We start from the raw sequence: 26,251 nt of genomic DNA on the forward strand, positions 1-26,251 counted from the left end.
GGCCCGCGACTCTGTAAAAGGCGGGATATGAAATTTCGCTATGGGCGCGATAGTTCCAATGCACTGCCCTCCTGCCGCGTGCCGGTCGAAATAAATTAGGAAAGGGGATTAAAGTCGACGCCTGAGATAGCGCTCTCCCATCAGCGTCGTCGCAATCAGCTGCCATCTCGCTCATCGCCCGGTACAACGCGGTATTTCTGCACGTCCTGGAGCCGCTGCCGGATCACCCTCGCCTATCTGAACCCTCCACCGTCGGAATCAGTACGGAGTCGTAGGGTTCACGCGTTGCTTATCCACCAAGCCATACCAGCCGCCCTTGCATAAGGCGAGCAGCTGTAAATTCGGCGAAAGAGCGTCATTGACTCTAGACGCTTACCATGGCTTGCGAAAGCTTCCGTCAGACAAGCATCAACGCTTCACGCAAACAAATATCGCGTTCCCAGACGTTTGGTTCCAAGGCATGATTCTTTCGTAATCATGCTCGAGCGCATGAACTTCGAAGGTCGGCTGCAACAGCTCTTTGAGCTCCCCGAAGCTCACCGCCACCATGCGGTGCTCGTCCTGCCAAATCTGGCTTCCGTCGACAGCTGTCTTTTCAATGCGCAGTTTCAAAAGCTGCTGCTCGCCAGTGCCTGGGTAGTGCCAAGCGGAGCTGAAATTGAACAGACCATTGGCATGCCGGGCGCTGTGCGAGACGAACGAGCGGTTGTCGATGCTGTGCTTGTCCACCGCGTTGAAGCAGAACAGCCCGCCCGCCGCCAAGGCGCCGTGCACGCTGGCGATACAGGCTTTCAGCCGCTCGACGCTCCCGCTGTAGTGGATGGAATACAGAAAGCAGGTGATCAGGTCGACCGGCCGATCCAGGGTGAAAGCGCACATGTCCTGCACGGCAAAGCGCGCTTCCGGGCAGCGCAGGGCCGCACGGTCGAGCATCGGCTGATTGATATCGAGCCCGCCGCTCGTATAGCCGGCATCGATGAAATGCCGCACGTGCGGTCCGGTGCCACAGGCGAGATCCAGATGCCGCCGGCCGCCATTGCCGAATAGCTGCTGGAGTCGCTGAATACAGTGGCTCTGCGCGCGGTAATCGATATCGGCGCACATGAGGTCGTAATAGCCCGACAGGTCGGTATACAGAGCATTGCCGGGCATGATGGCCTGCTGGTCGAGCGGGAGCGTTGAGGGGCGCGCATCATAATCTCAACCCCGCCACGGTGGAATGGCCATATCACGACTGTGGCGTCCATGAGGAAGGTGGCCGATTGCTTGCGGCTGACAGGCACCCTGAAGCTCCGCCACCATCCTCGCGGTGCAATCAATTATTCATCCGCAATCTCTGCCTCGACCAACTTCGCCAGGAGCGCCAGCGATTCCTGCCAACCGAGGTAGCAGGCCTCGGCTGGAATGACGTCCGGGACGCCTGCCTGAGTGATGTTCAGTTCGGTACCGCAGGATACCGGCGTGAAGGTCACGGTCACTTCCATGGCGCCGGACAGGCCCGGATCATCGAACCTGTCTTCATAGCGGATTCGCTGGTTTTCCAGCAGCTCAAGATACTGGCCACCGAAGCTGTGGGTCGCACCCGTGGAGAAATTGGTGAAGGACATCCTGTAACTGCCACCAACACGGGCATCGAGCTCATGCACCTTGCCAGTGAAGCCATTCGGGGGCATCCATTTGGCCTTGGCGTCTGGATCGAGAAACGCGCGGTAGAGGCGATCGGGCGAAGTTCGCAAGACGCGGTGAAGGCGGATCGTGCTGGGCATGGCTGTCTCCTTTGGTTGCGGGTTTGCCTTGATGGCCTTGATAGTCGAACGAAGGAGAACGATTTCGACGCCACGCTTACTTCTTTACGCGCACCTCGTATTTGTGAGCGGCCCATCCTGAGCACCAAGCGATGTGCCCGCATCGGCCTGGCGCGCCTTCGATGTTCTGCACATTCATCGGATACGAGCGCGCCGAAGGTTCATCACCGATAACAATGAGGTCCATCAGGCATTGCCCTAACCAACCTCGATCAAGTGCGGACAAGCCACGTCGTTCGAGCCGGAGAGCGAGTGGAGGCACAAATGTTCCATGGTGGCGGCCCAGGCTTGCATGCGATCCGCTTCGAGCTGCACCAGCATGGCGTAGCGACGCCCGCCCCATACCGAAAGATGAAGTGCTTCCAGGGTCGCAGCAGTCGGGCGCACCGGCAGATCAGTCGCCACGTCGATGACTCGGTGCCAGGCGCCCAACAGATCCTCATAGGCCCGGCGCTGGTGTTTGAGCTCGGCCACCAGTGTTTCCAGTTCGAGCATATCCGGGTGGAACCACGGCAGCTGCGGCTCGACCCCGGCAAGCGTGCGTACCAGTCGCCGGATACGTTCAGGCCAGGCCAGCGCCGTTGGCTTTACCGCTTGCGCGTCGATGGCTTCCAGCATTTGCTCAACGCAATAGCGCACGTAGCCCGAGTGCAACGCGTGCTTGCTGGGGAAATAGTCGTACAGGGTGCCGATGGCCACGCCGGCTTCCAAGGCGACCGCACGGGTCGTCAAACGAGACCAGCCGTCGCGCTGCCATATCCGAACATAGCTGTCGAAAATGGCCTGAACCGTGACCTTGGCGCGCTGCTGGGTAGGCCGTTTGAGCGGCTTGGCGCTCGGCAATCGTGTGCTCATGGAATCCGAACCCGGCGATGAAACGAAAGGATTACAGTCAATGCCATCCATTTACGAACCCCAAGGTGCCATCGATGAGCGTCATTCGCCAGTTGCAGAACAACAAGAAGAACATGGAGCAGACCCGCATTCAGAACCGGCCGATCCCGGAGCTGAAGGCCGGCGAAGCCCTGCTGCGGATCAGCCGATTGGCGCTGACCACGAACAATGTCACCTACGCAGCATTCGGCGACACCCCTCACCTGCGCTATTGGGACTTCTACCCGACTGGCGACGCCGAGTGGTTCCACATGCCAGCGTGGGGCTTCGCCGAAGTCGTGAAAAGCACAGTCGATGGTCTGGCGAAAGATGAACGCTTCTATGGCTTCTGGCCGATCGCCAGCCATATCGTCATGCAACCGGTACGAGTTACCGAACGTGGATTTTACGACGGTGCGGAACATCGGCTCGCGCTGACATCGGCTTACAACCAATACCAGCGCATCAGCAGCGACGACGCCTACCGCGCCGGGAGGGAGAACTACCAGATGCTGTTGCGCCCGTTGTTCATCACCTCGTTCATGCTGGCCGATTTCCTCGACGACAACGCCTTCTTCGGTGCCCGGCAGATCCTGATGTCCAGCGCCTCAAGCAAGACGGCATACGGCACGGCCTTCTGCCTGCAGGACAATCCGACCGTGCAGTTGATCGGCCTAACCTCTCCCGGCAATACCGAGTTCGTGCAAAGCCTGGGCTGTTATCGCCAGGCGCTCGGCTACGACCAGCTCGGCTCGCTCGACCCAAGCGTACCCACCCTGTACGTGGACTTCTCCGGCAGCACCAGCCTTCGACGTCAGGTCCATGCGCACTTCAAGGACGCGCTGGTTTATGACTGCTATGCCGGATCGGCGCAGAACCAGGACTATGCCGAGCCCGACCAAGCGTTGTCCGGCCCGCAGCCACAACCCTATTTCGCGCCCTACCAGATCAAGAAACGCAACGCCGACTGGGGCGCCGCCGAGGTGACACGCCGCTTCAACGAGGCGCAACTGGCATTTATCGCTCGGGTAAGCGATACGCAGCAGCCTTGGATGCAGGTGAACGAGCACGCCGGCCTCGAAGCGGCGCAGTCGCTGGCCGAATCTTTGATCAACGGTGAGATAAACCCGCTGGAGGGCCACGCGGTGATGCTCGACTGAGCACTCATCGCCGCTGCATAGGTAACGCCAGCCAAACGCAGCAGGCCGCTACGGCTGGCATGTAACGAGCAAGCCGCTAGCCTGACTATCTGACTCACTCTGGGGGACGACGATGACAGGCGACGAAATCACTGATTGTTACCGAGGCTACATCGCCTGTTTGAACAGCCGTAACTGGCCGGAGCTGGAGCGTTTCGTCCATGACGAGGTGCTCTACAACGGCAAATTCGTCGGGCTGGGTGGCTATCGCCAGATGCTCGAAGGTGACGTTCAAGCGATTCCCGATCTGCAATTCAATATCGGGCTGCTCATCGCCGAGCCGCCCCATGTGGCGGCACAGCTGCGGTTCGCTTGCACACCCATCGGGGAGTTGTTCGGCTATGCGGTGAACGGAAAGCGAGTAGCCTTCATCGAAAACGTGTTCTACGAATTCGGCGAGGGAAAGATCCGAAGCGTCTGGTCAGTAATCGACAAGGCCGCTGTGGGCGATCAGCTCTGATTGCGCGACGGCCAGCCGCTAGCGGGCCATAAACGTTGATTCAGATTGGCTACCGCTGCCGCCGGCGCGACGTGCTTCTTGCCTGTAGCTGGTCCAGCGCAGTGGAGTTCTGCCTCGCCCAGTCGTAGATCATCTCGATCGGTTGCACCATGAGCTTGCCCAGCGGCGACAGCGCATAGCTCACCGCCGGCGGCACCGAATCAATCGTGTGCCGCTCGATCAGCCCGCTCGCCTCTAGCTCGCGAAGCGTCTGAATCAGCATCTTCTTGGAGATGCCCGGTAGGCTGCGATGCAGCGCACCGCTGCGGGCAACGCCGCAGTGGCGCGCATGCAGGGTGTGCAAAATCATGCTTGTCCATTTGGTCGAGAAAAGCTCGAGCACGCGTCTCGGCGCGCAATCTTCACGCCACTGTTCTTCGTCAGAGCCGGGTTGCATGGGGATGGTTACCATTTGGTGCCGACTTGGATCGGCGTTTTCGAGTGGGTAAGGTGCAGGCCTGTTTCGTTTTGTGGGGGCTGGACATGACAAATCAAGCACTGGTGGTCGGCGCGAGTGGCATCGTTGGCAGCGCGGTGTCGCGCCTGCTGGCAAAAGACGGCTGGGGGGTCGCCGGGCTGGCCCGTCGGCCGAACGCCGAAGCGGGTATCACGCCGATCAGCGCGGACCTGCTGGACCCATCCGCCCTGGCCGAAGCGTTGAAAAGCGTTTCGCCCACGCACATCTTTCTGACCACCTGGGCTCGCCAGGACAGCGAAGCGGAGAATATCCGCGTCAATGCGCAGATGGTGCGCAATGTGCTCGAAGCGGTCCGGCCGTCCGGCTCGATTCGCCACGTGGCACTGGTCACCGGCCTCAAGCATTACCTCGGTCCGTTCGAAGCCTATGGCAAGGGTTCGCTGCCGCAGACGCCGTTTCGTGAGGAACAGGGGCGGCTGGACGTGGAGAACTTCTACTACGCGCAGGAAGACGAGGTGTTCGCGGCGGCAGACCGCGACGGCTTCAGCTGGAGCGTGCACCGGCCTCACACCATCACCGGCGTCGCCGTGGGCAACGCGATGAACATGGCGACTACGCTGGCCGTGTACGCCTCGATCTGCCGCTATACCAATCGACCCTTCCGCTTTCCGGGCTCGGATGTGCAGTGGAACAGCCTGACCGACATGACCGATGCCGATCAGCTGGCGCGGCACCTGCGCTGGGCCTCGACCACGCCAGCGGCGGCCAATCAGGCCTTCAATATCGTCAATGGTGATGTGTTCCGCTGGAAGTGGATGTGGTCGCGCATTGCCGAGTGGTTCGGCATCGAGGCGGCGCCGTTCGATGGCCAGCCCGCCCCGCTGGAGCAGCAGATGGCAGACGACGCGGCCACCTGGACCGAGATGTCGAAGCAGTTCAGCCTGGCTGAGCCGGACATCGCCAAACTTATCTCGCCGTGGCACACCGATGCGGATCTGGGCCGGCCTATCGAGGTGGTGACAGACATGAGCAAGAGCCGAAAGCTCGGCTTCCTGGATTACCAGGCGAGTGACGAGGCGTTCTTCGCGGTGTTCGACAAGCTGCGGGCCAACCGGCTCATTCCCTGAACGACGCCAGACGGGGCTTTAGCGACCGCACCGCGCTCGCGCCGTATACTTGCGCGTTCCCGCGCAAGTACGCCTTTCTGTGAGCCGCACACCTTGAGCAACAAACGATATGCCTGCATCGGCCTGAGCAATCCCAAATCGCCGTCCAATGTCGGCGCGATCATGCGTGCCGCGGGCTGCTATGGCGCCGCCTCGGTGTTCTACACCGGCACCCGGTATGACCGCGCCAAGGATTTCATCACCGACACCAAGAAAGTCCACCAGGACATTCCGCTGATCAACATTGACGACCTGCGCAAGATCCTCCCGCTCGGCTGCATACCGGTGGCGGTGGAGCTGGTCGAGGGTGCGCGCGCCCTGCCCCAGTACACCCACCCGGACCGCGCCCTGTATATCTTCGGCGCCGAAGACGGCTCGCTAAGCAAGGAGATCCGTGACTGGTGCGAGGACGTCGTCTACATTCCCACCAATGGCTGCATGAACCTGGCAGCCACCGTGAACGTGGTGCTCTACGACCGCATGGCCAAGGGCAATAACACCCGCTCCGGTCCTCAATTCTGAAACATCGCTGGCGTCATCGCGATGTTGACCTTCGCTACCCCTACACCTCTCAATTTTGCAAACAGGCCGATAAGACATGGCACTCGATCCCCTAACCATGTTGACGCTCACCGTCGCACTCGCGCTGGCGGCTGCGCTGTACCTGGCGATCGAGTGGCATACCGTCCGCGAGTCCTCCCTGCTGTTCTGGAGCGCAGGCTTTGCCTTGATTACCGTGGGCTCGACGCTGGCCTTACTGCGTGTCAACGGCTTGCTGTTAATCGGCATCTGGTTTGCCAACGGCCTGCTGGTGACCGCGCACTGGCTTTTCCTACTAGGGGTTGCCCGGTTTACGGAAGCGCGTCTTGCACGCGCCTGGATTCTGGTGTTCGTCGCCTGGTTCGCACTGCTGCTTCTGCCTGGCGAACAGCCGTGGTCGAAGGTCATCCTGCTGCTCAATTCTTTTCTGGTGGCGCTGCTAACGCTCAAGGCCAGCGTGCTGCTGCGCCCGCACGCCAAATCGCTAGGCGCGGGCGCGGCGCAGCTACGTTATGTGCTGTTGGGGCACAGCCTGTTTTACTTCGCCAAGATGATACCGGCGCTCGTGCCAGGCACGCTGATCGAGCTTGCCGCTTTCCGGGGCAGGATCATCCAGATTTCGCTGGTCGAAGGGGTGATGGCGATCATGCTGATTGCGCTGTCGATGACCGGTACCGTGCGCTACCGCCGGGAGAAGCGAATAGCGCGGCTGGCCGCGCGGGACCCACTGACCGCCATGTACAACAGGCGCGCCCTGGAGGCTCGGGCTCCGCGCCTGCTAAGCGAGGTGTCCCCAACCCGTCCGGGGGCACTGCTGCTGATCGATATCGATAACTTCAAACTGATCAACGATCTGCACGGGCATACGGCGGGCGACCGATTGCTCGTCGCCCTGGGCGAAATGATACGTCTGACCCTGCCCGCAGGCGCGCTGGCGGCTCGCCTGGGCGGCGATGAGTTCGTGATTTTGCTGAGCGACGCGTCCCATGCGCGAATCGTGCAGCTGGGCGATGTACTGCGCAAACAGTTCCATGACACAGCGGCTCAAGCTTTCACCACACCGGAGCCCGTCACCTTGAGCATCGGCGTCAGTGTGTTCGATCAGCCTCCAGCCAGCCTGGCGGCGCTGATCGAGCAAGGTGATGTTGCGCTCTACGAGTCCAAGCGTGGCGGGCGAAACAGTATCCGCCTGGTTGATCGCACCCTGACAAACCAAGCCGCGCCCGGCACTGATCTGCAATAACCGTCTGACGGCACACGACGGCGCATGCTCGCCTTAGCGAAACACCTTGAACGCAACGCGTACAAGGCGGAGCTGTGTGCCACTCTGTGGGTCACGTGGACCGGCTCAAGTACCGCCGATCAGGAAATATCAATCTGATACCGAAACCCTTCAGCCGCCGCGCGGGACATACGGTATTCCAGCGCAGACCGGTCATAGCCCAGGGCCGTGCGCTCGATGATGACCACCGGAGCGCCCTTCTCGATCGACAGGGTTTTCGCCACGGCGCTGTCGGCGGAGCCGACGGTGAGGGTTTCTTTGGCCGAGGCGATGCATTGACCGCACTGCTCTTCATAGAACGGATAAAGCAGTTCGCCGAAATTTTCGGAATCGATTTCCAGCAGCGCACCGAAGCGCGTGGCGGGCAGCCAGATCTCCTCGTGGAAGAGCGTGCGGCCTTCGACCATACGCAAACGTTCCATATGCACGACCTGCTCGCCCTTACCCAGCTCTAGCGCCGTCGCTACTCTCTGCGACGGCTGTTGCAGCGTCTTGGACAAAATCCGGCTGGTAGGTATCTCGCGCCCGCCGCTCGCATTCACTTGTCGGAAAAAGCGCGCCAGTGAGGACTCGAAGTTGGGTCTGCGGACGAAGGTGCCACGCCCCTGGCTGCGCAATAGCAGGCCTTCATTGACCAGCGTATCCACGGCTTTGCGCACCGTGCCAATGGCCACGCCGTAGAGCTTGGTCAGTTCGGCTTCGGTCGGAATGGGCGCACCGGGCGTCCACTCACCAGCCGCAATTTTGGCCAGCATTTCTTCGCGCAGGCGCTGATAGAGCGGCAAGCGCTCGTCGTATCCGAGTGTCGAAGCATTCATTTTTTACCGGTCCTGTTCCGCAGCGCAATCACTCTACCATTGACCCGTGGATTGACAGATATCTACCGCTGCATATATGGTCATCTATTCATATATATGACTAGATATCAGTACAAATAAGACAGCGAGCTCCGGCTTGCGTTTCGCGACCTGACGTCAAAAGACGAAAGGCGCTTGTCACAACAACAATCGACCAGGTTTATCTGCTTATGACCGGCCTTCAACCGCCCGCCCTAACCGGCGTGGACACTCACGCTCACACCTTTCTCCAAGACCTGCCGATGGCGCCGGAGCGTCGCTACAGCCCGCATTACGATGCACGGGTGGAGCAATATCTCGAGCATCTCGATCGCAACGGACTGTCGCATGGCGTGCTGATCCAGCCGAGCTTTCTGGGGACCGACAACCGGTTCATGCTCGATGCGCTCCGCCGCTATCCACAGCGCCTGCGTGCCGTGGCGGTGGTCGACGTGGATATCAGCGAGACGCAGCTGGACGAACTGGCCGCGGCCGGGGTGGTGGGTATTCGCCTGAACCTCATTGGCAAGAACCTGAGCGATTACGCCGGCCCTGCCTGGGCGGCGCTGTTCGAGCGGTTGGCGGCGCGGAGCTGGCAAGTGGAGATCCAGCGCGGTATCGACGATGTGGCGCTGATCGTGCCGTCGATCCTGGGATGCGGCAGCGTCCAGGTGGTCATTGACCATTTCGGCCTGCCGACCGGTGGCATTGATGACAGCAAGCCCAACCACAAGGCTTTTCTTGAACTGCTCGGAGACGAGCGCGTATGGCTCAAACTTTCGGCGCCCTACCGCAGCCGGTCGGGCCTGGCCCAGGCATCTCGGGTACTGGCGCAGGTGCGTGAGGCCAGCGGCGGCATCGAGCGATTCCTCTGGGGCAGCGACTGGCCCAACACCCAGTTCGAAGATCAGACCGACTACGACCGGCAGGTCGCCTTCATCGAGGCACTGTTGCCGGACGCCGGTGAGCGCGCCCAGGTGCTGATGGATAACCCGGCGAAGCTGTTCGGCTTCGACGTTTCCCGCTAAACGATCCATAACAACAACAGGACATTTCACATGATGAGCATGCTCGTCGTCGGGGCCATCGTCGTCGCCGTCGCCCTTGGCTACAAGACCAAGATCAACATCGGTCTGTTCGCCATCGCCTTCGCCTACCTGATTGGTTGTTTCGGTATGGGCCTCAGCCCGTCCGAGGTCATCAGCATGTGGCCGTTGAAGATTTTCTTCATCATCTTCTCGGTCTGCCTGTTCTACAGCTTCGCCACGGTCAATGGCACCCTGGAAAAGCTGGCTGAGCATCTGATCTATCACTGCCGATCGGTGCCGCAGCTGTTGCCGTTCGCGGTCTTCTTCACCGCGACGGTCATTTCGGCGATGGGCGCCGGTTACTACACGGTCCTGGCCTTCATGGCGCCGATCACCCTGCTGCTGTGCGAGCGCACCGGCATGAGCCTGATCGCCGGCGGGATGGCAGTGAACTATGGCGCCTTGAGCGGTGCCAACTTCGTTTCCAGCCAGAGCGGCATCATCTTCCGCGGCTTGATGGTCAACGCCGGCATCCCGGAAAACGAGGCGTTCATCAATGCGGCGGGGATTTTCGTCAGCACCCTGGTGATCCCACTGCTGGTCATCTCCGTGCTGGTGTTCCTGACCGGGCATGGCAAGGCGATGAAGGCATCGGCCTATGTGGCGACCGAGCCAACGCCGCTAAACCGGGAGCAGAAGATCACGCTGTGGCTGACGCTGACGATGATGGCAATCGTCCTGGCGGCACCGATCGCACACATCGCCCTGCCCGATAACACGACCATCAGCTTCATTAATTCAAAGATGGACATCGGCCTGATTGCCAGCCTGTTCTCGGTCATCGCGCTGCTGCTGAAACTGGGCGACGAGCGCAAGGCCATGGCCTCGGTGCCCTGGGCCACGCTGATCATGATCTGTGGCGTGGGCATGCTCATTTCGGTCGCCATCAAGGCCGGTACTATTGCTGTACTGGCGTCGTGGATGGGTAACAGCATTCCGCCGATCATGGTGCCGATCGTCTTCGGCGTGGTCGCGGCGTTCATGTCGCTGTTCTCCAGCACCCTGGGCGTGGTCACGCCAGCGCTGTTCCCGATGGTGCCGCCGATCGCCACGGCACTCGGGATCGATCCGATAGTCCTGTTTATCGCCATCGTTGTCGGTGCACAGGCCACCTCAATCTCGCCGTTCTCCTCCGGTGGCAGCTTGATCCTTGGCTCCTGTCCGACGGAGCAGAGCCGCACATCGCTATTCCCGCAGTTGCTGTTCCGCGCCGCGCCCCTGGGCTTCGTCGCGGCCCTGATCTTCAACGCGCTGCTGACCTTCGTCTACTGACCCCTCGCGATAGCCCGGTGCTCGGCACCGGGCAGCACCTGCCCTCTGCGCGCAAGGCAATGCCAAGACCTATCGGCACCAGAACCCATTTATGGACAGGAGAAAACACTTAATGAAGAACTGGTTTGCCGATCTCAGCATGACCAGGAAGCTGGCGATCGGCTTCGGCTCGGTACTGTTGCTCACCGCCACATTGGCCGTTTATGGCTGGCTCAGCCTCGGCAAAGTGACCCACCGCGGCGAGCTGATGGCACAGATCGCTTCGCTGAACGAAGCGCTGGGCGAGCTGAGAGTTGCGCGCCTGCAATACATGCTCGACAACGGTGATGAAAAATCGGCCGAGGCCGTGAATGAGGCGCTGAATCGGTTTGCAGCGCGGCTCGAGGAGGTCTCGCCAAATTTCTCCGACCCCGAAAACATGGCGCGCCTACGCAAGCAAGGTGAGCAGATCCAGGGCTACCGCGCTTCGCTGATGAAGATGCGCGATGCCTATGCTGCCGGCACTGCAGCCCGAGCGGACATGGGCAAGCATGCAGCGCTCGCCAGCGAGCCCATCGATGCCATGGGCAAGGCGGTGGAGCGGATGCCGGCCGACGCTGAAAACCGCTACGCGGGGCTCAAGGCGATCTCTGAGCTGCGCATGAATTGGCAGTTGGTGCGCTACCAGATGCGTGGCTACAACACGACGCCCACCCTCGAAGTCGCGGCAAAGGTCGAGCAGCAAATTTCCCAGGCTCGGCAATCCGCCGCGCGCCTGAAAGCCGTGCTCGGGGAGAGCTTTTCCGCTCAGGTGGCTATCACCGAGCAGGCGCTGGACGGGTATCTGGTCGCGCTGAAAGCGGTGGTCGCTCAAACCGAAGCGATTGCAGCGGCACGTCAGGACATGGCGAGCCAGACCGCCGAAATCAGCCGTCTCAGCCAGGCCCTGACCCAAGCCCAGGATGCCAGACGTGCGAATGAGACCGCACAGGCCCGGCTCACCCAGATGACGGTTGCCGTGCTGGCCTTACTCATCGGCATGCTTGCCGCCTGGCTGATCACACGGCAGATTACCCAGCCTCTGGCAGACACGCTTGCGGTCGTCCGCAATATTGCTGCGGGTAATTTGACCGACCAACGCCACATCGAGCGCAAGGATGAAATGGGGGCGCTACAGCAGGGCGTGATGGGCATGGCGGCGACCTTGCGTGAGCTCATCAGCGGTATCCGTGACAGCGTGACGCAAATGGCCAGTGCCGCTGAGCAATTGTCGGCTATCACCGAGCAGACCAGCGTCGGCATGAACGGTCAGAAGATCGAGACCGATCAGGTCGCAACGGCGATGCATGAGATGTCTGCCACGGTGCATGAAGTCGCGCGCAATGCCGAAGATGCTTCGCAAGCCGCCAGTGACGCGGATCGCGAAGCGCGTGCGGGCGATGCGGTGGTGTCCGAGGCGATTACCCAGATCGAACGGCTGTCCCAGGAAATGCTGCGTTCCACCGAAGCCATGGCCAAGCTTGAGTCCGAAAGCAACCGAATCGGCAGTGTGATGGACGTGATCAAGGCGGTGGCCGAGCAAACCAACCTGCTGGCCCTCAATGCGGCGATCGAGGCTGCACGTGCCGGTGAAGCGGGACGTGGCTTCGCCGTGGTCGCCGACGAGGTTCGCGGTCTGGCTCAGCGCACACAGAAATCGACCGAAGAAATTGAGCAGCTGGTTGCCGGCTTGCAACAGGGCACGCAACAGGTGGCCGTCGCCATGCAGAACAGCCACAACCTGACCGAAAGCAGCGTCGAATTGACGCGCAAAGCCGGACTGGCGCTCACTGACATCACCTCGAAGGTCGCGAACATTCAGGCGATGAACCAGCAGATCGCCGCCGCGGCCGAAGAGCAAGGCGCGGTCGCCGAAGAGATCAGCCGCAGCGTGATCAATGTGCGCGACATCTCCGAGCAGACTGCAACGGCCAGTGACGAGACCGCCGCATCGAGTGTCGAACTGGCTCGCCTTGGCAGCGAATTGCAGGCGATGGTCAGCCGCTTCCGCGTATAGGGCGGCGCGTGTCGCTCAGCATGCGACCTCATGCTGAGCGGCCCCAACCGAAGACGCCAGGCTAGCCGTGGGACGGCGCTCGGCCAAACCGCGGTCACGACTTTTTTTCTTGAAATATTATGTAAAAACAGAGCCTTACTCCGTCTATACCGGCAGATATATAGACACCTGCAACCACTCTCCCTAGCGTGACGTCGACACCTGCTTTCGGGTTTACACGTAGGAGAGACGCTAATGGGTCGACTGAACGGCAAGGTTGCACTGATTACCGGAGGGGCCGGCGGTTGCGGGCTGGCCACTGCAGAACTGTTCGCCGAGCAAGGCGCCAAAGTGGCCATCCTGGATCTTCCAGGCAGCAATGGCGAGGCGGCGGCTGAACGCATCAATGAGGCCGGCGGCGAGGCCTGCTTCGTGCCCGCGGACGTTTCCGTCGCCGACCAGGTCCATCGGGCAGTGCGGCAGGCTCAGGAGCGATTCGGCCCGATCACGGTGCTGATGAACCATGCTGGGACCATCTCCGCCGGGCCTTTTCTCGAAACCAGTGAAGCGGACTGGGACCGGCTGATGAGCATCAACGTGAAAGGCATGTTCCTGGTCACCAAGGCCGTTCTGCCGCAGATGCTCGAGGCCGGTGGTGGCAGCATTATCTGCACGTCGTCGATTTCCGCAGTGGCCGGTACGCCCATGGAAGTGCTGTATTGCACCACAAAAGGCGCCTGTCACATGTTCGCCCGTGCCATTGCGGTCGAATACCGCGACCAGAACATACGCAGCAACGCGATCTGCCCAGGGTTTATCGCTACCGCCCACGGGCAACGCGAGCTGGAGTTGCTTCGCGGTTTCGGTGTGTCGGTTTCCGATCAGGATATTCATGCCATGCAGGGGCGCCTGTGTGAGCCGAAGGAAGTGGCCTCGGCTGCGCTGTTCCTTGCCAGTGACGAATCCAGTTTCATAAACGGCACCCACCTGTTCGTGGACAACGGCTACACCGCGCTATAGCTCACTCAAACAGGGTCACTCCATAAGAATACGACCCTTAGAAGCCTGCTGTTTTTAGCTTTTGCTACTGCCAAAACAACAACCTTCAACATTAGATTGAGGCAGCTATGGAACATATAGGTACGTTCGTCATTTACATCATCATGGCGTGCGCGGTCATTGGCGCGGTGGCTGTCGTCATCCGCCCGGAGTCCGAGCTAGGTCAGGAATTCAATGCCGGCATTCACAGCATTGGGCCCATTTTCATACCTGTGGCAGGCATCATGGCCGCCATCCCGTTCATATCAAGCTTCATCAGCCAGTTCATCAGCCCGCTATTTCTGGCGATGGGGGCGGACGCCGGCATTGCCGGGCCTATCTTCATTGCATCAGACCTGGGCGGCTACCAACTGGCACAGGCGCTTTCACAAAGCCCAGAAGGATGGATCCTTGGTCTGATCACCGGCTTTCAATCCGGCTCGACGTTGATTTTCGTGATCCCGGTCGGGCTGGCGATGCTGGACAAGTCCGACCATAAGTACATGGCCCTCGGCATCATGGCGGGTCTGCTGAGCATACCGGTGAGCATCATCATCATTGCCATGATGATGGAGTTCCTTGGCTTGGGCGTCAGACCTGACATCGCCACCAGTGGGGAGGCCACGCAGGCGCTTCATTTCACCCTCCCCTTGTTACTTCAGAACCTGATGCCACTGATCCTGTTCTGCGCACTGCTAGCCGCGGCGCTGCGCTATCTACCGGAATTGATGGTCGCGTTGTTCCTGAAAATGGGCCAACTCATGTATGCCGCCGTAACGCTGATTCTGGTGGCCTCCATCGTCGAATACTTCACTTCGGTGTTCAGTACCGTCTTCGGCAGCTGGGGCTTCGCCCCGATCATCGCCGACGAGGAAGATCAGTTCCGCGCGCTGGAGATCGCCGGCTATGTGGGGATCATGCTCTGCGGCGCGTTTCCGATGGTCTGGCTGATAAAGCGTTATTTGTCCAAGCCCATCGAGAAAGTGGCGTCTGCCCTCGGGCTTTCGGCAGTCGGTGCGGCCGGCGTCCTGGCGGCTTCAGCCAATATATTGGCCATGTTCCGCCTGGTCTCGGCCATGCCACCCAAAGATAAGGTATTAGTCATTGCCTTCTCGGTTTGCGCGGCCTTTACCTTCGGTGACCATCTGGCCTATTCGGCGAACTTTCAGCCGACGCTCATCCCCTGCCTGATCGTTGGCAAACTGGTCGGCGGCCTGCTCGGCATGTTCCTGGCCTACTGGCTAGCAGTGCCCAAGGCGCTGGAAATGGGACGCAGGGATGAAAGCCAAAAGGTCCTCTTCGAGGCGACGCCCAAGCTGTCCTGACTGGCGGGACGGACGCCCTGCCCCGCGGGCAGGGCCTGGTTTGTCGCGGTCTTCGACGCCCGGCGAGCATGAGCGGTCTGTCTATCGTCCTGCACCTTCGCCTCTCACCAGCGGCGGTGCTAGAGCGAACGTCCCTCATGGGTTATCTTCCAAGCGGACCATGCAAGAAATACCAGGCCAGCAGTCAGCCATTCGGTGTCCAGGCTGCACTATGAGCAGAGCGGACTATGAAGGCTGAAGACGCGATTACCGTATCGACGCTGATAAACGCCGTGAACACGGACGGCTTGGGTGCGGCGATCGACTCGGCATTAGCGCCGCTCATCGATTACGACATGAGCTGCGCTTACCTTTTTCGCGCCACTACGCCAGCGGTACTCATTCACAACGGCTACAGGCACTCAGTACCGGAGAGCACCCTGAACGCCTATCTTCGCGGCGGCTATCTGCTGGATCCTTTCTATGTCGCCTGCATGAATGACCACCCGGCCGGGCTGTGGCGGATGAGTGATCTGGCTCCGGACAGCTTTTTCTCCTCGGGCTATTCGATCTCCAAAGATATCCACCCTTGCGTGTCGTCCCACCATGGCACGTCCATCGAGGAGATCGGTTTCATCATTCCCATACGGCCCCAGGTGGCCGCGGTCTATTCGTTGATGAAGGGCCTGGAGAATGGAGGATTTCAGGACGATGAAATGGACGCGATCGCGCACTTGGCCCCGATACTCAATGCGCTCTTCGAATTGCAATACCGCCCAGGCCAGGGTGAGCCCCAAGCCAGCGCCGCGCCGTCGTCCCCGGGCGAAGATGCATTCATCCAGATGCTACAAGGCCAGCTTACCGAAGCCCAAAGTCATATTGCCAAGCTCATCTTGCAGGGACACAGCAACGCCTCAATCGCCGACAAGCTGAACATATCCGAAGGGACGGTCAAGGTGCACAAGCACAACATCTACCAACGGTTGAACATTTCAACGCATGCCGAGCTCTTTCGGCTGTTTATCAGCTATCTGACCGGTGATAGCCCGGGCGCTAGCGACTGAACTCAGCGCGCCGGTCTACCCAATCGCCTAACCGAGTTCCCACAGCGCGACACACGTTATATCGACCCTCCATGCAGGACGGGCGGTGGCCCTGACGCAAGCACGGATGAACGCCCGCCGTTTTCTACCTAGCGACCTTCGACCGAGCCGCTGGCGGCTGGCGGCTGGCGGCTGCACAAACCAGCCCCGCACAGCGCAGATGAGTATCCAGGTGTCGAACTCAGACATCTGAACAACGTAACGCCGCTCTATGGTGGACAACCTTTTTTGCCTCACCAGGAGCCCCTATGGCCAACCCACCGATCACCGTACTGCGCGATACCCAGCCTATGCCCGTCGTCGATGCCTGCAAATGGGAGCGAATCGAAGGCGAACCGCATACCGTCAACCTCAATGCCTATACCTCCGATGACGGCAGCAAGATCATAGGTACCTGGATCTGCACGCCCGGCAAATGGCGAGTGGAGTACGTCAAATGGGAGTACTGCCATTTCCAGGAAGGCTACTGCATCATCACGCCAGATGGCATGGAGCCCATCCACCTCAAAGCCGGCGACATCTTCGTGGTAGAGCCAGGCATGACCGGCACCTGGGAAGTCGTCGAGACAGTCCGCAAGTATTTCGTGTTCGCCTGACCAATCACGCAGTTGGCGTCCCCATGCCTGGCGTGGGAACGCCTCCGGCGGCTCCGGCTTATTGAAATCTAGAAGCGAGTCGCGTTTTCCCTCCCGAACGTCCGCAACGCTACCCTTCAGAGCCCGAACATCAGCGCACGATGCGCTGCCACACCTGCCATCGCTCCATCGCCTACCGCCAAGGGCACCGATCCCGCTGCTCGTGTGGCGTCTCCGCATGCAAATACGCCGGGAATCGATGTCGCTTGGGTGGGGTCGGTCTTGATGAAAGGGCCGAGCGGGCCGTTCTCCATTTCACAACCCAGCTGCCCGACCAGTACCGAGACACGCGTACGCGGAGCGAGGAAGATGCCATCGAATGACAACTGGCGGCCATCGGCCAACTCCGCGTTCATCGGTTCGCCCTCTTTCAGGCGAATAACCCGGGTGCGCTCCAGCGCAACACCCCTCTCTTGAAGCTGGCCCAGCTCCTCAGCGGAGGGTTCGAACGCATCGTTGAGCAGTAGCGTCGTACTGCCCCAGTCCGGCAGCATCAGCGCCTGATGCATCGAGAGCGGGGATGTCGCTAGCACGCCAATCCGGCCCTGGTCGAGTTCGTATCCATGGCAATACGGACAATGAAACACCTGCCTACCCCACCGCTCGGCCAGCCCTGGAATCGCAGGCAGCTCATCGACGACGCCGTTGGCCAGGATCAACAGGCGCGCTCGATGCTGATTCCCGCGCCCATCGGTAATGCAGACGCCTTCATCGTCGCGCTCGGCGAGGGTCACCTCGGCATGCAGCCAGTCGACGGTGCCGTAGTTCATCAGTTGGGCGCGGCCATCGGCGGCAATTTCGTCCGCCGGCGCGCCGTCCTGCGTCAGGAAACCGTGGGATGCCGTGGCGAACCGGTTGCGTCGCAGCCCGGCATCGATCACCAGGACCCGCTTGCGCGCCCGTGCCAGGGGCAGCCCGGCGGACAGTCCGGCATAGCTTCCGCCGACAATGATCACGTCATAGAACACAGCGCTCACCTCTTCGGTTATTTATGTATCTTTTAAAGTTACACTAATAAACGAACGAAAATAAAGTGCCTTTCGATGACAATTCATATATAGATTGATCAGTGAGGCTTATGCGTGGCGGGCATCGCTTGGCAGGTGCTATACAGCGTGTTGAACTCACTCGACAGATCGGCCAGGCTCAGCGAGCCCAGCCGTTGCAACAGCAGGGCTTCAGCTTCTTGCAAAGCTTCTTCGAGCGCCGCGTTGACCACCCGCTCGACCAGGCAATCGGGGTTGTCGCGATCGGCACCGATGGCAAAAATGCGCGGCCCACCAACGGCGTGATGAATGTCGAGCAGGGTCACGTGCTGCAGATCGACCGACAGGCTCCAGCCGCCGTTGTAGCCCTTCTCCGCGCGTACGTAGCCGGCTTTGCGCAGGCCCGTCATGGTGCGGCGCACCACCGCCGCATTGGTGCCGAGCATTTGTGCAATCTGCTCGGAGGTGACCGGGCGTTCGTCCCGCGCCATATGCAGCAGGACGTGGAGCATGCGGGAAAGGCGGCTATCGGTTCTCATGGCGGGCTATTCGGTCGGTGACAAGTCGGCTCGCACCATACCTCGCAACCGGTGTGAAGGCCACGCGGCGAATCGTTTGGCACCAGGGCAGATAAGGATCGATGTTGCTCAACGCCCGCTCGAGGTAATCCGTCTTTTCCCCTACGGGTGCGACGTAATGCAACGCCTCGGCTGCAGCATCGAGCCCCACCAGGCGCACAAGCGCTTCACCGAGGGCAACCCTCGTGGCGGAACAGCCTAGGGCTTCATCATCACCATAACGAACCCCACCACGATGCCAGCCAGAGCGATCATCCAGCCAATTCTGTGCGCACGGTTCTTTTCAGCCTGGCGAACAGGGTCTACGGGTTTCTTCTTTCTCACAGTTCCACTGCCTCTCGCTAAATTGCGCACGCTCCGGGAGCGGATCGTCCTACACCCAAATGCAACGCGCGCCTTTGTAGGCGGTGAGCGCGAGATTGTCCAGAGAGTCGCCTTTCGCCTTCGTTAAAGATACGGCTGGGCTGTTCCGGCGAAACTACCCAAGTGGGCTTTCTCCTGGATTCGGTTCGTCCCTGGGATCACCGTCCCTTTCCGGCTCGGCGTTCTCGCCCGACTCGGGTGCATCGCCGTATTCATCGTAGTCCGGCGGCGTCAGGCCGTCCTTGAGCGGATCTTTTGGATCGGTCATGTCAGAAGTCCTCAGTCCAGGGTGGTCACTCGTTGGAACTGCGAGCCGCGCCGAGGTTCGCGAAAGTGCCAGTAGCACTGGCAAACGAACTAGGCCTTTTTGTAACGACCGTACGGAATCGCAAGCTCCAAGTCCTGCCAGCCTGTCTAGACCGTACGTCGGCGCGCAGGCCCAACAATGAGAACCAGTACCGCTGACGGAGAACTGCCCCGCCAATGGTGGCAATGTGACGCTAGACTTCGCCGCGCCCAAGGATGGCGAAAGATCACTCCACAGAGAGCGCCGACGACCATCCACGGCAAGCCAACGCTTTGTGCAAGAATCTCCAAGGATGTCTCATGATCAACTTGAAATACCTAGCCGCCGCTCTGATGGGTCTGGCGCTGACAGGCTGCGTCTCCTTCACCCCGTCCGGACCGATCGGTCTGCCTTCGCAAGTGGTAGAACACACGGTGCCTGCCGGCGCAATGCTCAAGGACGTGGAAGTTTCCGACACACGCGTGAACGAGACCCAGCGCAGAAACATCAGCAACGCATTGACGGCGCAGATCGCCCAGCATGTCGAGCGCGGCGAGTACTTCGAGCGCATGATCAGCTTTCCCACCAAACTGGACGACAAAGACGTCCAGCTGCAATTCAACTTCACCTCGCTCAAAGGCAAGCGCACCCCGCACCCCGGCTATTTTCCGGGCGCGCTGCTGACGCTGACCGTGTGGATCTGGGTCAACGGCCCTATTTATGTGGACAAGTACGACCTCGCCGCCGAGCTGCAGATCATTGATGCGGCTGGCAAGCAGGTGGCGCTATCTCAGAAAACGCTGGTGCGAAACCAGAACACCGGTTTGTGGGACTACGACTACTTCAACGGATCGCTAGGCTCGCGGCAGCTGACTGAATTGGTCGAACAGCTGCTACAAGACGCCACCCAACAGCTCGTACATTGACAAGGATGCCGAACATGAAAGCACTGATCGCCTTCCTCGCCATTGCAGCTACCCTGACACTGCAGGGCTGCATGACCTATTCGCACAATACGTTGCCTGAGGTCGAACAATGGCCGCTCGCCGAACCGGCACAAGCAAAGCCAACTGCATACATCAAGGTGCAGACCGAGTATTCGGTGAACGGCACGCCCACGGCAAACAATCCCAACATTGCCAAGCTGGAAAGCCTTATCAAACAATCGTTTACGGATAGCGGACGTTTTTCCCGGGTCAGTACGGAACAGCAAACGTCGGATCTCTATGTCACGGTCACCCTGCGCAATCAGGAAACCGGCAACCTCGGACTGGCAGTGATCACCGGTGCCACCTTCTTCCTGGTTCCAGGCACCTTCGACAACACACTGATCATGGACATGATGTTCCGCGACGGTAATGGCAAGAAGCTCGGCCGGGTAGAGAAACAGGAAAAGCTGACGACCTGGATGCACTTGTTTCTGGTCTTCGCCTTGCCGTTCAACGAGTCGGCCGATGGGCTTTTGACCGAACTGACGAAGAGCAATCTAGAAGAAGCGGCAAGCAAAGACCTGATCTGATTCAGGCGGTGCCTCGCAAAGGAGGCTAAAACGCCAAGATGGCCCGGACTGATCTGACGTAGGCCCGACGCGACGGATCGCGCGCGGGCCATCTCGGCTGCCGCCTTGCCGTTTATTGCCCTCCAAACATGCCCACCCAATAGATCCCCGCATCGCTCTGCGGGTCCACCGCATAAGCGGCCCCCAGCTCGCTGTACTTCGGGTTCATCAGATTGGCGCAATGTCCCGGGCTCGCCAGCCAGCCTTCGACCACGCGGTGTGGTCGGTCCAGCGCGGCGGCAATGTTCTGACCGACCGGTGTACCGGCATAGCCTGCCAGTTCCGCCCTGTCGCCCGGCGTGCGGCCTTCGCGGTCGAGGTGGCCGAAGAAGTTGCCGTTGGCCATGGCGCGACCATGGGTTTCGGCAAGACCGGCCAGTGTCGCGTTCCAGCTCAACGGCGGTGCCGCGGCAAAAGGTTTGCCCGCGCATCGACGCGCAATCGCACGGACCCGGTTGATTTCCTCGAGCAGTTGCCGCCCTTCGGTCTGGGCGTCCTTCAGGTAGCCGCCGATCAGCGGACGCGCCAGCACGATGCGCCAGTCGCGGCCGGCGCGGCTGACGCCCACGTCGGCGTACTGCGGGTCGAGCACCACGCGGCAGAAGCTTTCACGCAGCGCCTGCATGGCGGCGCCCGCATCGCGCGGGCCGGACAGGCTGATGGCCTGCGCATTGACCATGGGATAACCGGCGCGGGCCAACGCGCCCTGCAAATCGCCGGCACTGGTCGCCGGCAGTAGCAGACGCGAATCGGGCTGAAGCGGTGTCAGCTCTTCGCTGGCGCGGTTGTCGCAGCGCTGCACCTCGCTGCGGTAAGCATTGATCGAGTCGACCAGCTGCGCCTCCTCTCCCACGTCAGCGGCTACCACAAGATCACTGCCACCGAGCAGAGCCGTTAAAAGCAAAGAAGACGAAAGCAGGCGCACGGCGTATCTCCAGCAACGGTTGGTGGGACGCTGAAGATGCATCGGACGCACCCCGGAAGTCGAGCCCGTGCGGCAAAACGCAACTTGCAACGGCTCCCCTTGCGGTTTGCCGACTCGCTCAATCTATAATCGTTCTTATTTGCGTCGGGACATTCCATGACAACGTGCGCAGCTCAGCAAATTCTGGCGATCGAGGATGACCCGGTACTGGGTCCGCACCTTAGAACGTCTTTGGAGAACCGGGGGTTTGAAGTGACGCTCGCCGACGATGGCCCGACGGGCCTGGCGCTGGCCCGAGATTCGGCCTATGACCTGATCCTGTTGGACGTGATGTTGCCGGACCTCAGCGGCATGGAATTACTGACTCGACTACGGACTGAGCGGCGCACACCAGTGCTGATGATGTCCGCCCTCGGCAACGAGGCGCATCGCATCCAGGGCTTCGACTGCGGCGCCGACGACTACCTTCCCAAACCGTTCAGCCTCGACGAGTTGCTGGTGCGCATCGCAGCGATCCTCCGCCGTGTAGCCTACGAACGCAGTGTGCCATCAGCCGCCAACGATGACCGGACACGCTTCGATGATCAACGCGGCGACGTGCATCACGAGGGTCGCTGGATCGGTCTGACGGCGACCGAGTACCGGCTGATGAAAGTGCTCCATGAGGCAAGCGGCGAGGTGCTGAGCAAGCCCTTCCTCTATCAGCAGGCCCTGCGTCGCGGCTATTCGCAACATGACCGCAGCCTGGACATGCATATCAGCAACATCCGCCGCAAACTGGCCCGCGAACGGGTCATCGAGCTGCGCCTGGAATCCGTGTGGGGCAAGGGCTACGTGTTAGAGCTGCAGGCCCCTTGATGCCCAATCGTCATTCGCTGTTCTGGCGTCTGGTCGTGCTTGTTGCCGGGTTCTGCCTGTCGATGATCTGGGCGAGCGGCTACGTTGGCCGTCACATCGACCGGGCCAACTCCTATTTGTCGCAGGAGGCTCACGAAATCCTTGCCGGCTATGCCGAGGAGGCCCATGCCGCTCTGCAAGCGGGACCACAGACACTGGGGCAATGGCTCGCCCGCATGCGCCAGCGCGAGTCGAGCTGGCTGGTTGTGGTGGATGAAAAGCTACAACCCCTCGGCGGGCAGACGCTGAGCGACGAAGAACGGCAAATGCTCACCTTCGTACGGCATTACGAACGGCCGATGAGCCGGCGCTATGAGGGCCTGCCGCTCATCTCCGTGCCCATCGCGGACAGCGGCGCCCTGCTGATAATGCGTCTGCCAGAACGCTTCCGGCCCTGGCGCCATCACGCGTTACTCACCGCCGGGGTCGTGTATTTACCGCTGGTGGTGCTGTCGGTGCTGTTCTGCTGGTTGCTCTATCGTTTGCTGGTTTCACCGCTGGACGGCCTGCGTCGGCAGGCCAATGCGCTGCGCGGCAACCGTCTCGATTCGTTGCTGCCGCCGTCGATAGCCCGGCGCAACGATGAACTCGGCGAACTGGGCCGCTCACTGGAATACCTCACCCAGCGTCTGCGAGACTCCATCGCCCAGCAGCAGCAATTGCTGCGCGACCTTTCTCACGAGCTGCGTACCCCGCTGAGCCGCTTGCGCGTCGCCTGCGAGAGCGAGCTGAGTGCCGAGGAAATGCGCAGCCGCACCGACCGGGAAATCACCAGCATGCAGCAGCTGGTCGACAGTACCCTGGAATTCGCCTGGCTGGACAGCGAACAACCCCGTTTCGAATGCGAGCCGGTGGACGTGGCTGCGCTATGGGACGTGCTCAGCGAGAACGCCTGCTTCGAAGCCGGCTGGCCGCGTCAGCGCATCCAGGCGCAGCTGCCCGAAGACTGCCAGGTGCTTGGCAATCTCAACGCATTGGCGCAAGCCATGGAGAACATTCTGCGCAACGCCATTCGCTATTCCCCTGTAGGAGGAACCGTTCGCCTGTCGGCTGATCGCGACGGCGTCCACTGGCGGCTGCGCATCGAGGACCAGGGGCCGGGCGTGCCTGCCAACCAGCTGCCGGTGATCTTCCGCCCCTTCGCTCGACTCAGCGCGGCCCGCCCCGGTGGTGATGGTTTCGGCTTGGGCCTTGCGATCGCCCGCGGCATGGTTCAGATGCAGGGCGGCGACATCTGGGCCCAAAACAGCGAGTCCGGCTTGCGCATGACCATCCGATTGCGAAGTGTATAGATTGTAAATGAGCTTTACTCTCAAATGAGAATACTTAGCATTGCGAACGGCGCGATAGCCGCTTGAAGGTAACGCGCTTTTTTTGCGGCCCCTTTTCGGTCGCCGACTAACAATGCATAAGCTCAGGGAGAACGCGGGAATGGTAGTTTTCAATCGAAGCCGGCTGGCTGGCGCCATCGCCATGGCAACCTGGATGAGCGCAACGGCCCAGGCACAAGAGCCGATCGAACTACAGCCCACCACGGTGGTGACCGCTGCGGGTTTCGAGCAGAACATCGCAGAGGCTCCAGCCAGTATTTCGGTGATCACCCGCGAGCAGCTTGAAGAACAGTCCTACACCAGCGTTCTCGATGCAATGAAAAACGTTCCAGGCGTGTATGTCTCCGGCGGCGGTAATCAGCAAGACATCACTATTCGCGGCATGGGCAGCGAATACACCCTGGTGCTGGTGGACGGACGGCCAATCTCTGCAGGTCGCCAGACCCAGACCAACGGAACCTCTGGCGGCAAGCAGCAGCTGGCGTTGCCACCCCTGGCCATGATCGAGCGCATCGAAGTCATCCGCGGCCCGATGTCCTCGCTGTACGGTTCAGAAGCCATGGGCGGCGTCATCAACATCATTACCCGCCAGTCCACCAACGAATGGGCAGGGACCGTCCGCGCCCAGAAGATGTTCTCCCAGAACGATTACAACGACGACGAATACCACACCGAGCTGTTCGCCGGTGGCGCGCTGATTCCCGGACTGATGGGCCTGCAGCTGAGCGGCGCCTATACCCACACTTATGAAAGTGATTACGTCGGCGGTGAATCCTTCAATTCCGGTGAAAGCAAGCCGGAAACCCGCGAGAGCAATGTCGGCGCTGACTTGTTTATAACGCCCACCGAAGCCGACCGGTTCACCCTTGGCTATCGCGAAGTTACACAGAAATCGCGGCATACCGCAGGCAAGAGTTCGCCTGTAACCGATACCCTGCTGGAGGGGCAGGCATCGACCAACCGCTTCGAGAAGGAAGTCTGGACGCTGTCGCACGACGGCAACTATGGCGGCTGGCTGATGAATAGCTATCTGCAACGCGACGTGTCCGAGCGGGTGCAGGACCTGTCGATGGAAGAGACCGTCAATCTCTTCAACACCCAGGGGACTTTTTTCTGGGGCCAACACACGATCACCCTCGGCGGACAGTACAAGGACGAAGAGTTCGTCAATGGCCAGAACGTGCTGTTCAACGATGGCATCGCAGGGGGCGTACACGAAGCCGATCGCTGGCTGGCAGCGATCTACGGCGAAGTGGAATGGGGCATTACCGAAGACTTCTCGTTGACCACCGGCTTGCGCTACAACGATGACGAGTTCTTTGGTGGTTACCTATCCCCCCGCATCTACGGCGTCTACAGCCTGATGCCAACCCTGACTCTGAAAGGTGGCGTTTCGACTGGCTACAAGCAGCCGTCTCTCACTCAATCCACCGAAGGCTTCGGTGGCCGTACCGGCGGCGGTGGCTCGCCAAACGTAGGCGCCAATGGTCAATCGCTGCCACGCGCGCTGAGCATCGGCAACGCCGATCTGGAACCGGAAACCAGCACCAGTTACGAAATCGGTTTCGTATTCGATGATCCATCAATCGGCCTGGGTTCCAGCGTGATGGTGTTCCATACGGTCTACAAAGACAAAATCGCAGAAGATCGCTTCTGCACTAGCCCGAATGCTGCTAGCAACAACGACGTTGCCAATTACGCCTGTAACTTCGGTGGCAACAACTTCTACTTCCTCAGCACGACCCGGAACATCGATGAAGCCGTTATCCAGGGTGTGGAATTCACCCTCGACTACGACATCACCAACGACCTGACCTGGATGAGCAGTTATACCTTTACCGACTCCGAACAGAAGACCGGTGAGTTCAAGGGTGAGCCGCTCAACAAGCAGCCCCGGCACATGTTCAACACCAATCTGGATTGGCGCGTTTCGGACAAGCTTAACCTGTGGTCGCAGTACAACTACCGCAGCCGTACCTCCGATTACCTGAGCCGTACCAGCATGAGCGAAGGCACGCCGGGCTACGGGTTCGTCGACATCGGCGCGGTGTACGGAGTGTCCCGTAACGTCGACCTGACTGCCGGGCTCTACAACGTGGCAAATAAGGAAGTGACCAATGACGATTACGCCGTGGTGCTCGACGGTCGCCGCCTGGTCGTAGGCATGTCGGTCGACTTCTAAACAACAGATGCGGTAAGGGGCGCGGCCTGGAAGGCGCGCCACGCCGCTTCGAATTGACTGCCCGACCGGCTGA

26 protein-coding genes are annotated in these 26,251 nt (G+C 60.4%); 17 read left to right on the top strand and 9 right to left on the bottom strand.

What is annotated here, in order from left to right; genetic code table 11:
* Positions 1-408: 408 nt before the first annotated feature.
* The 3 genes from CH92_RS14410 to CH92_RS14420 all read right to left on the bottom strand — a co-directional run bounded on the left by CH92_RS14410 (position 409) and on the right by CH92_RS14420 (position 2,660).
* The gene (locus CH92_RS14410; RefSeq protein ID WP_025242473.1) at positions 409-1,152 is read right to left on the bottom strand and encodes a class I SAM-dependent DNA methyltransferase; all 744 of its coding nucleotides are present in this window, start codon (positions 1,150-1,152) and stop codon (positions 409-411) included.
* 167 nt (positions 1,153-1,319) lie between these two features.
* Complete coding sequence (locus tag CH92_RS14415) at positions 1,320-1,766, bottom strand: SRPBCC family protein (RefSeq protein ID WP_025242474.1); 447 nt, start codon at positions 1,764-1,766, stop codon at positions 1,320-1,322.
* A gap of 237 nt (positions 1,767-2,003) precedes the next feature.
* Positions 2,004-2,660 (bottom strand): TetR/AcrR family transcriptional regulator, encoded by a 657-nt coding sequence (locus CH92_RS14420; RefSeq protein WP_051517612.1) that lies wholly within the window; start codon positions 2,658-2,660, stop codon positions 2,004-2,006.
* A gap of 74 nt (positions 2,661-2,734) precedes the next feature.
* Between CH92_RS14420 and CH92_RS14425 the strand changes: the two genes are divergently transcribed.
* On the top strand, positions 2,735-3,838 hold the full coding sequence (locus CH92_RS14425) for a DUF2855 family protein (protein ID WP_025242476.1): 1,104 nt from the start codon (positions 2,735-2,737) through the stop codon (positions 3,836-3,838).
* Positions 3,839-3,950: 112 nt separating this feature from the next.
* Complete coding sequence (locus tag CH92_RS14430) at positions 3,951-4,337, top strand: ester cyclase (protein ID WP_025242477.1); 387 nt, start codon at positions 3,951-3,953, stop codon at positions 4,335-4,337.
* Between the two features lie 49 nt (positions 4,338-4,386).
* Here CH92_RS14430 and CH92_RS14435 read toward each other — a convergent pair whose 3' ends face one another.
* Positions 4,387-4,773: a winged helix-turn-helix transcriptional regulator gene (locus CH92_RS14435; protein WP_025242478.1), complete on the bottom strand. Its 387-nt coding sequence runs from the start codon at positions 4,771-4,773 to the stop codon at positions 4,387-4,389.
* Between the two features lie 86 nt (positions 4,774-4,859).
* Here CH92_RS14435 and CH92_RS14440 point away from each other — a divergent pair, with 86 nt between their 5' ends.
* From CH92_RS14440 to CH92_RS14450, 3 genes are all read left to right on the top strand, one after another.
* Positions 4,860-5,921, top strand: a complete 1,062-nt coding sequence (locus CH92_RS14440) for an SDR family oxidoreductase (RefSeq protein ID WP_025242479.1) — start codon at positions 4,860-4,862, stop codon at positions 5,919-5,921.
* A gap of 93 nt (positions 5,922-6,014) precedes the next feature.
* On the top strand, positions 6,015-6,482 hold the full coding sequence (locus tag CH92_RS14445; RefSeq protein WP_025242480.1) for an RNA methyltransferase: 468 nt from the start codon (positions 6,015-6,017) through the stop codon (positions 6,480-6,482).
* Between the two features lie 76 nt (positions 6,483-6,558).
* Positions 6,559-7,743, top strand: coding sequence for a GGDEF domain-containing protein (locus tag CH92_RS14450; protein ID WP_025242481.1), 1,185 nt, complete (start codon positions 6,559-6,561; stop codon positions 7,741-7,743).
* Positions 7,744-7,862: 119 nt separating this feature from the next.
* Here CH92_RS14450 and CH92_RS14455 read toward each other — a convergent pair whose 3' ends face one another.
* Positions 7,863-8,600: a GntR family transcriptional regulator gene (locus CH92_RS14455; protein ID WP_025242482.1), complete on the bottom strand. Its 738-nt coding sequence runs from the start codon at positions 8,598-8,600 to the stop codon at positions 7,863-7,865.
* A gap of 209 nt (positions 8,601-8,809) precedes the next feature.
* Here CH92_RS14455 and CH92_RS14460 point away from each other — a divergent pair, with 209 nt between their 5' ends.
* The 7 genes from CH92_RS14460 (at position 8,810) to CH92_RS14490 (ending at position 17,033) form a co-directional block, all read left to right on the top strand.
* Entirely contained in the window at positions 8,810-9,646 is an 837-nt protein-coding gene (locus tag CH92_RS14460) for an amidohydrolase family protein (protein WP_025242483.1), read from the top strand.
* A gap of 30 nt (positions 9,647-9,676) precedes the next feature.
* Positions 9,677-10,978, top strand: coding sequence for an SLC13 family permease (locus CH92_RS14465; protein WP_025242484.1), 1,302 nt, complete (start codon positions 9,677-9,679; stop codon positions 10,976-10,978).
* A 112-nt stretch (positions 10,979-11,090) separates the two neighbouring features.
* On the top strand, positions 11,091-13,013 hold the full coding sequence (locus CH92_RS14470) for a methyl-accepting chemotaxis protein (protein ID WP_025242485.1): 1,923 nt from the start codon (positions 11,091-11,093) through the stop codon (positions 13,011-13,013).
* Positions 13,014-13,247: 234 nt separating this feature from the next.
* Complete coding sequence (locus CH92_RS14475; RefSeq protein WP_025242486.1) at positions 13,248-14,012, top strand: SDR family NAD(P)-dependent oxidoreductase; 765 nt, start codon at positions 13,248-13,250, stop codon at positions 14,010-14,012.
* Between the two features lie 107 nt (positions 14,013-14,119).
* Complete coding sequence (gene eutH / locus CH92_RS14480) at positions 14,120-15,355, top strand: ethanolamine utilization protein EutH (RefSeq protein ID WP_025242487.1); 1,236 nt, start codon at positions 14,120-14,122, stop codon at positions 15,353-15,355.
* Between the two features lie 227 nt (positions 15,356-15,582).
* A complete protein-coding gene (locus tag CH92_RS14485; protein ID WP_025242488.1) occupies positions 15,583-16,398 on the top strand; it encodes a helix-turn-helix domain-containing protein in 816 nt (271 codons plus the stop codon).
* A 287-nt stretch (positions 16,399-16,685) separates the two neighbouring features.
* Positions 16,686-17,033: a cupin domain-containing protein gene (locus tag CH92_RS14490; protein ID WP_025242489.1), complete on the top strand. Its 348-nt coding sequence runs from the start codon at positions 16,686-16,688 to the stop codon at positions 17,031-17,033.
* A gap of 116 nt (positions 17,034-17,149) precedes the next feature.
* On the opposite strand, the gene CH92_RS14495 is transcribed toward CH92_RS14490, so the two are convergent.
* The 3 genes from CH92_RS14495 to CH92_RS22135 form a co-directional block, all read right to left on the bottom strand.
* Positions 17,150-18,040 (bottom strand): NAD(P)/FAD-dependent oxidoreductase, encoded by an 891-nt coding sequence (locus CH92_RS14495; protein ID WP_025242490.1) that lies wholly within the window; start codon positions 18,038-18,040, stop codon positions 17,150-17,152.
* A gap of 98 nt (positions 18,041-18,138) precedes the next feature.
* Positions 18,139-18,597 carry an Rrf2 family transcriptional regulator gene (locus tag CH92_RS14500; RefSeq protein WP_025242491.1) on the bottom strand — a complete coding sequence of 153 codons (459 nt, stop codon included), beginning with the start codon at positions 18,595-18,597 and terminating at the stop codon, positions 18,139-18,141.
* 517 nt (positions 18,598-19,114) lie between these two features.
* The gene (locus CH92_RS22135; RefSeq protein WP_167332190.1) at positions 19,115-19,267 is read right to left on the bottom strand and encodes a hypothetical protein; all 153 of its coding nucleotides are present in this window, start codon (positions 19,265-19,267) and stop codon (positions 19,115-19,117) included.
* Positions 19,268-19,605: 338 nt separating this feature from the next.
* On the opposite strand from CH92_RS22135, the gene CH92_RS14510 reads away from it, so the two are divergent.
* Positions 19,606-20,211 (top strand): hypothetical protein, encoded by a 606-nt coding sequence (locus CH92_RS14510; protein ID WP_025242493.1) that lies wholly within the window; start codon positions 19,606-19,608, stop codon positions 20,209-20,211.
* 14 nt (positions 20,212-20,225) lie between these two features.
* On the top strand, positions 20,226-20,804 hold the full coding sequence (locus tag CH92_RS14515) for a hypothetical protein (protein ID WP_025242494.1): 579 nt from the start codon (positions 20,226-20,228) through the stop codon (positions 20,802-20,804).
* 112 nt (positions 20,805-20,916) lie between these two features.
* Here CH92_RS14515 and CH92_RS14520 read toward each other — a convergent pair whose 3' ends face one another.
* Entirely contained in the window at positions 20,917-21,768 is an 852-nt protein-coding gene (locus CH92_RS14520; RefSeq protein WP_025242495.1) for a CAP domain-containing protein, read from the bottom strand.
* Between the two features lie 156 nt (positions 21,769-21,924).
* On the opposite strand from CH92_RS14520, the gene CH92_RS14525 reads away from it, so the two are divergent.
* From CH92_RS14525 to CH92_RS14535, 3 genes are all read left to right on the top strand, one after another.
* Entirely contained in the window at positions 21,925-22,626 is a 702-nt protein-coding gene (locus tag CH92_RS14525; RefSeq protein ID WP_025242496.1) for a response regulator transcription factor, read from the top strand.
* On the top strand, positions 22,626-23,957 hold the full coding sequence (locus CH92_RS14530) for a sensor histidine kinase (RefSeq protein WP_025242497.1): 1,332 nt from the start codon (positions 22,626-22,628) through the stop codon (positions 23,955-23,957). The genes CH92_RS14525 and CH92_RS14530 overlap by 1 nt, the downstream gene beginning before the upstream one ends.
* A gap of 139 nt (positions 23,958-24,096) precedes the next feature.
* Positions 24,097-26,178: a TonB-dependent receptor domain-containing protein gene (locus tag CH92_RS14535; protein ID WP_025242498.1), complete on the top strand. Its 2,082-nt coding sequence runs from the start codon at positions 24,097-24,099 to the stop codon at positions 26,176-26,178.
* Positions 26,179-26,251: the final 73 nt, after the last annotated feature.

Origin of the sequence: Stutzerimonas stutzeri (genome assembly GCF_000590475.1) — a bacterium.
GTDB classification, from domain to species: Bacteria; Pseudomonadota; Gammaproteobacteria; order Pseudomonadales; family Pseudomonadaceae; genus Stutzerimonas; species Stutzerimonas stutzeri_D.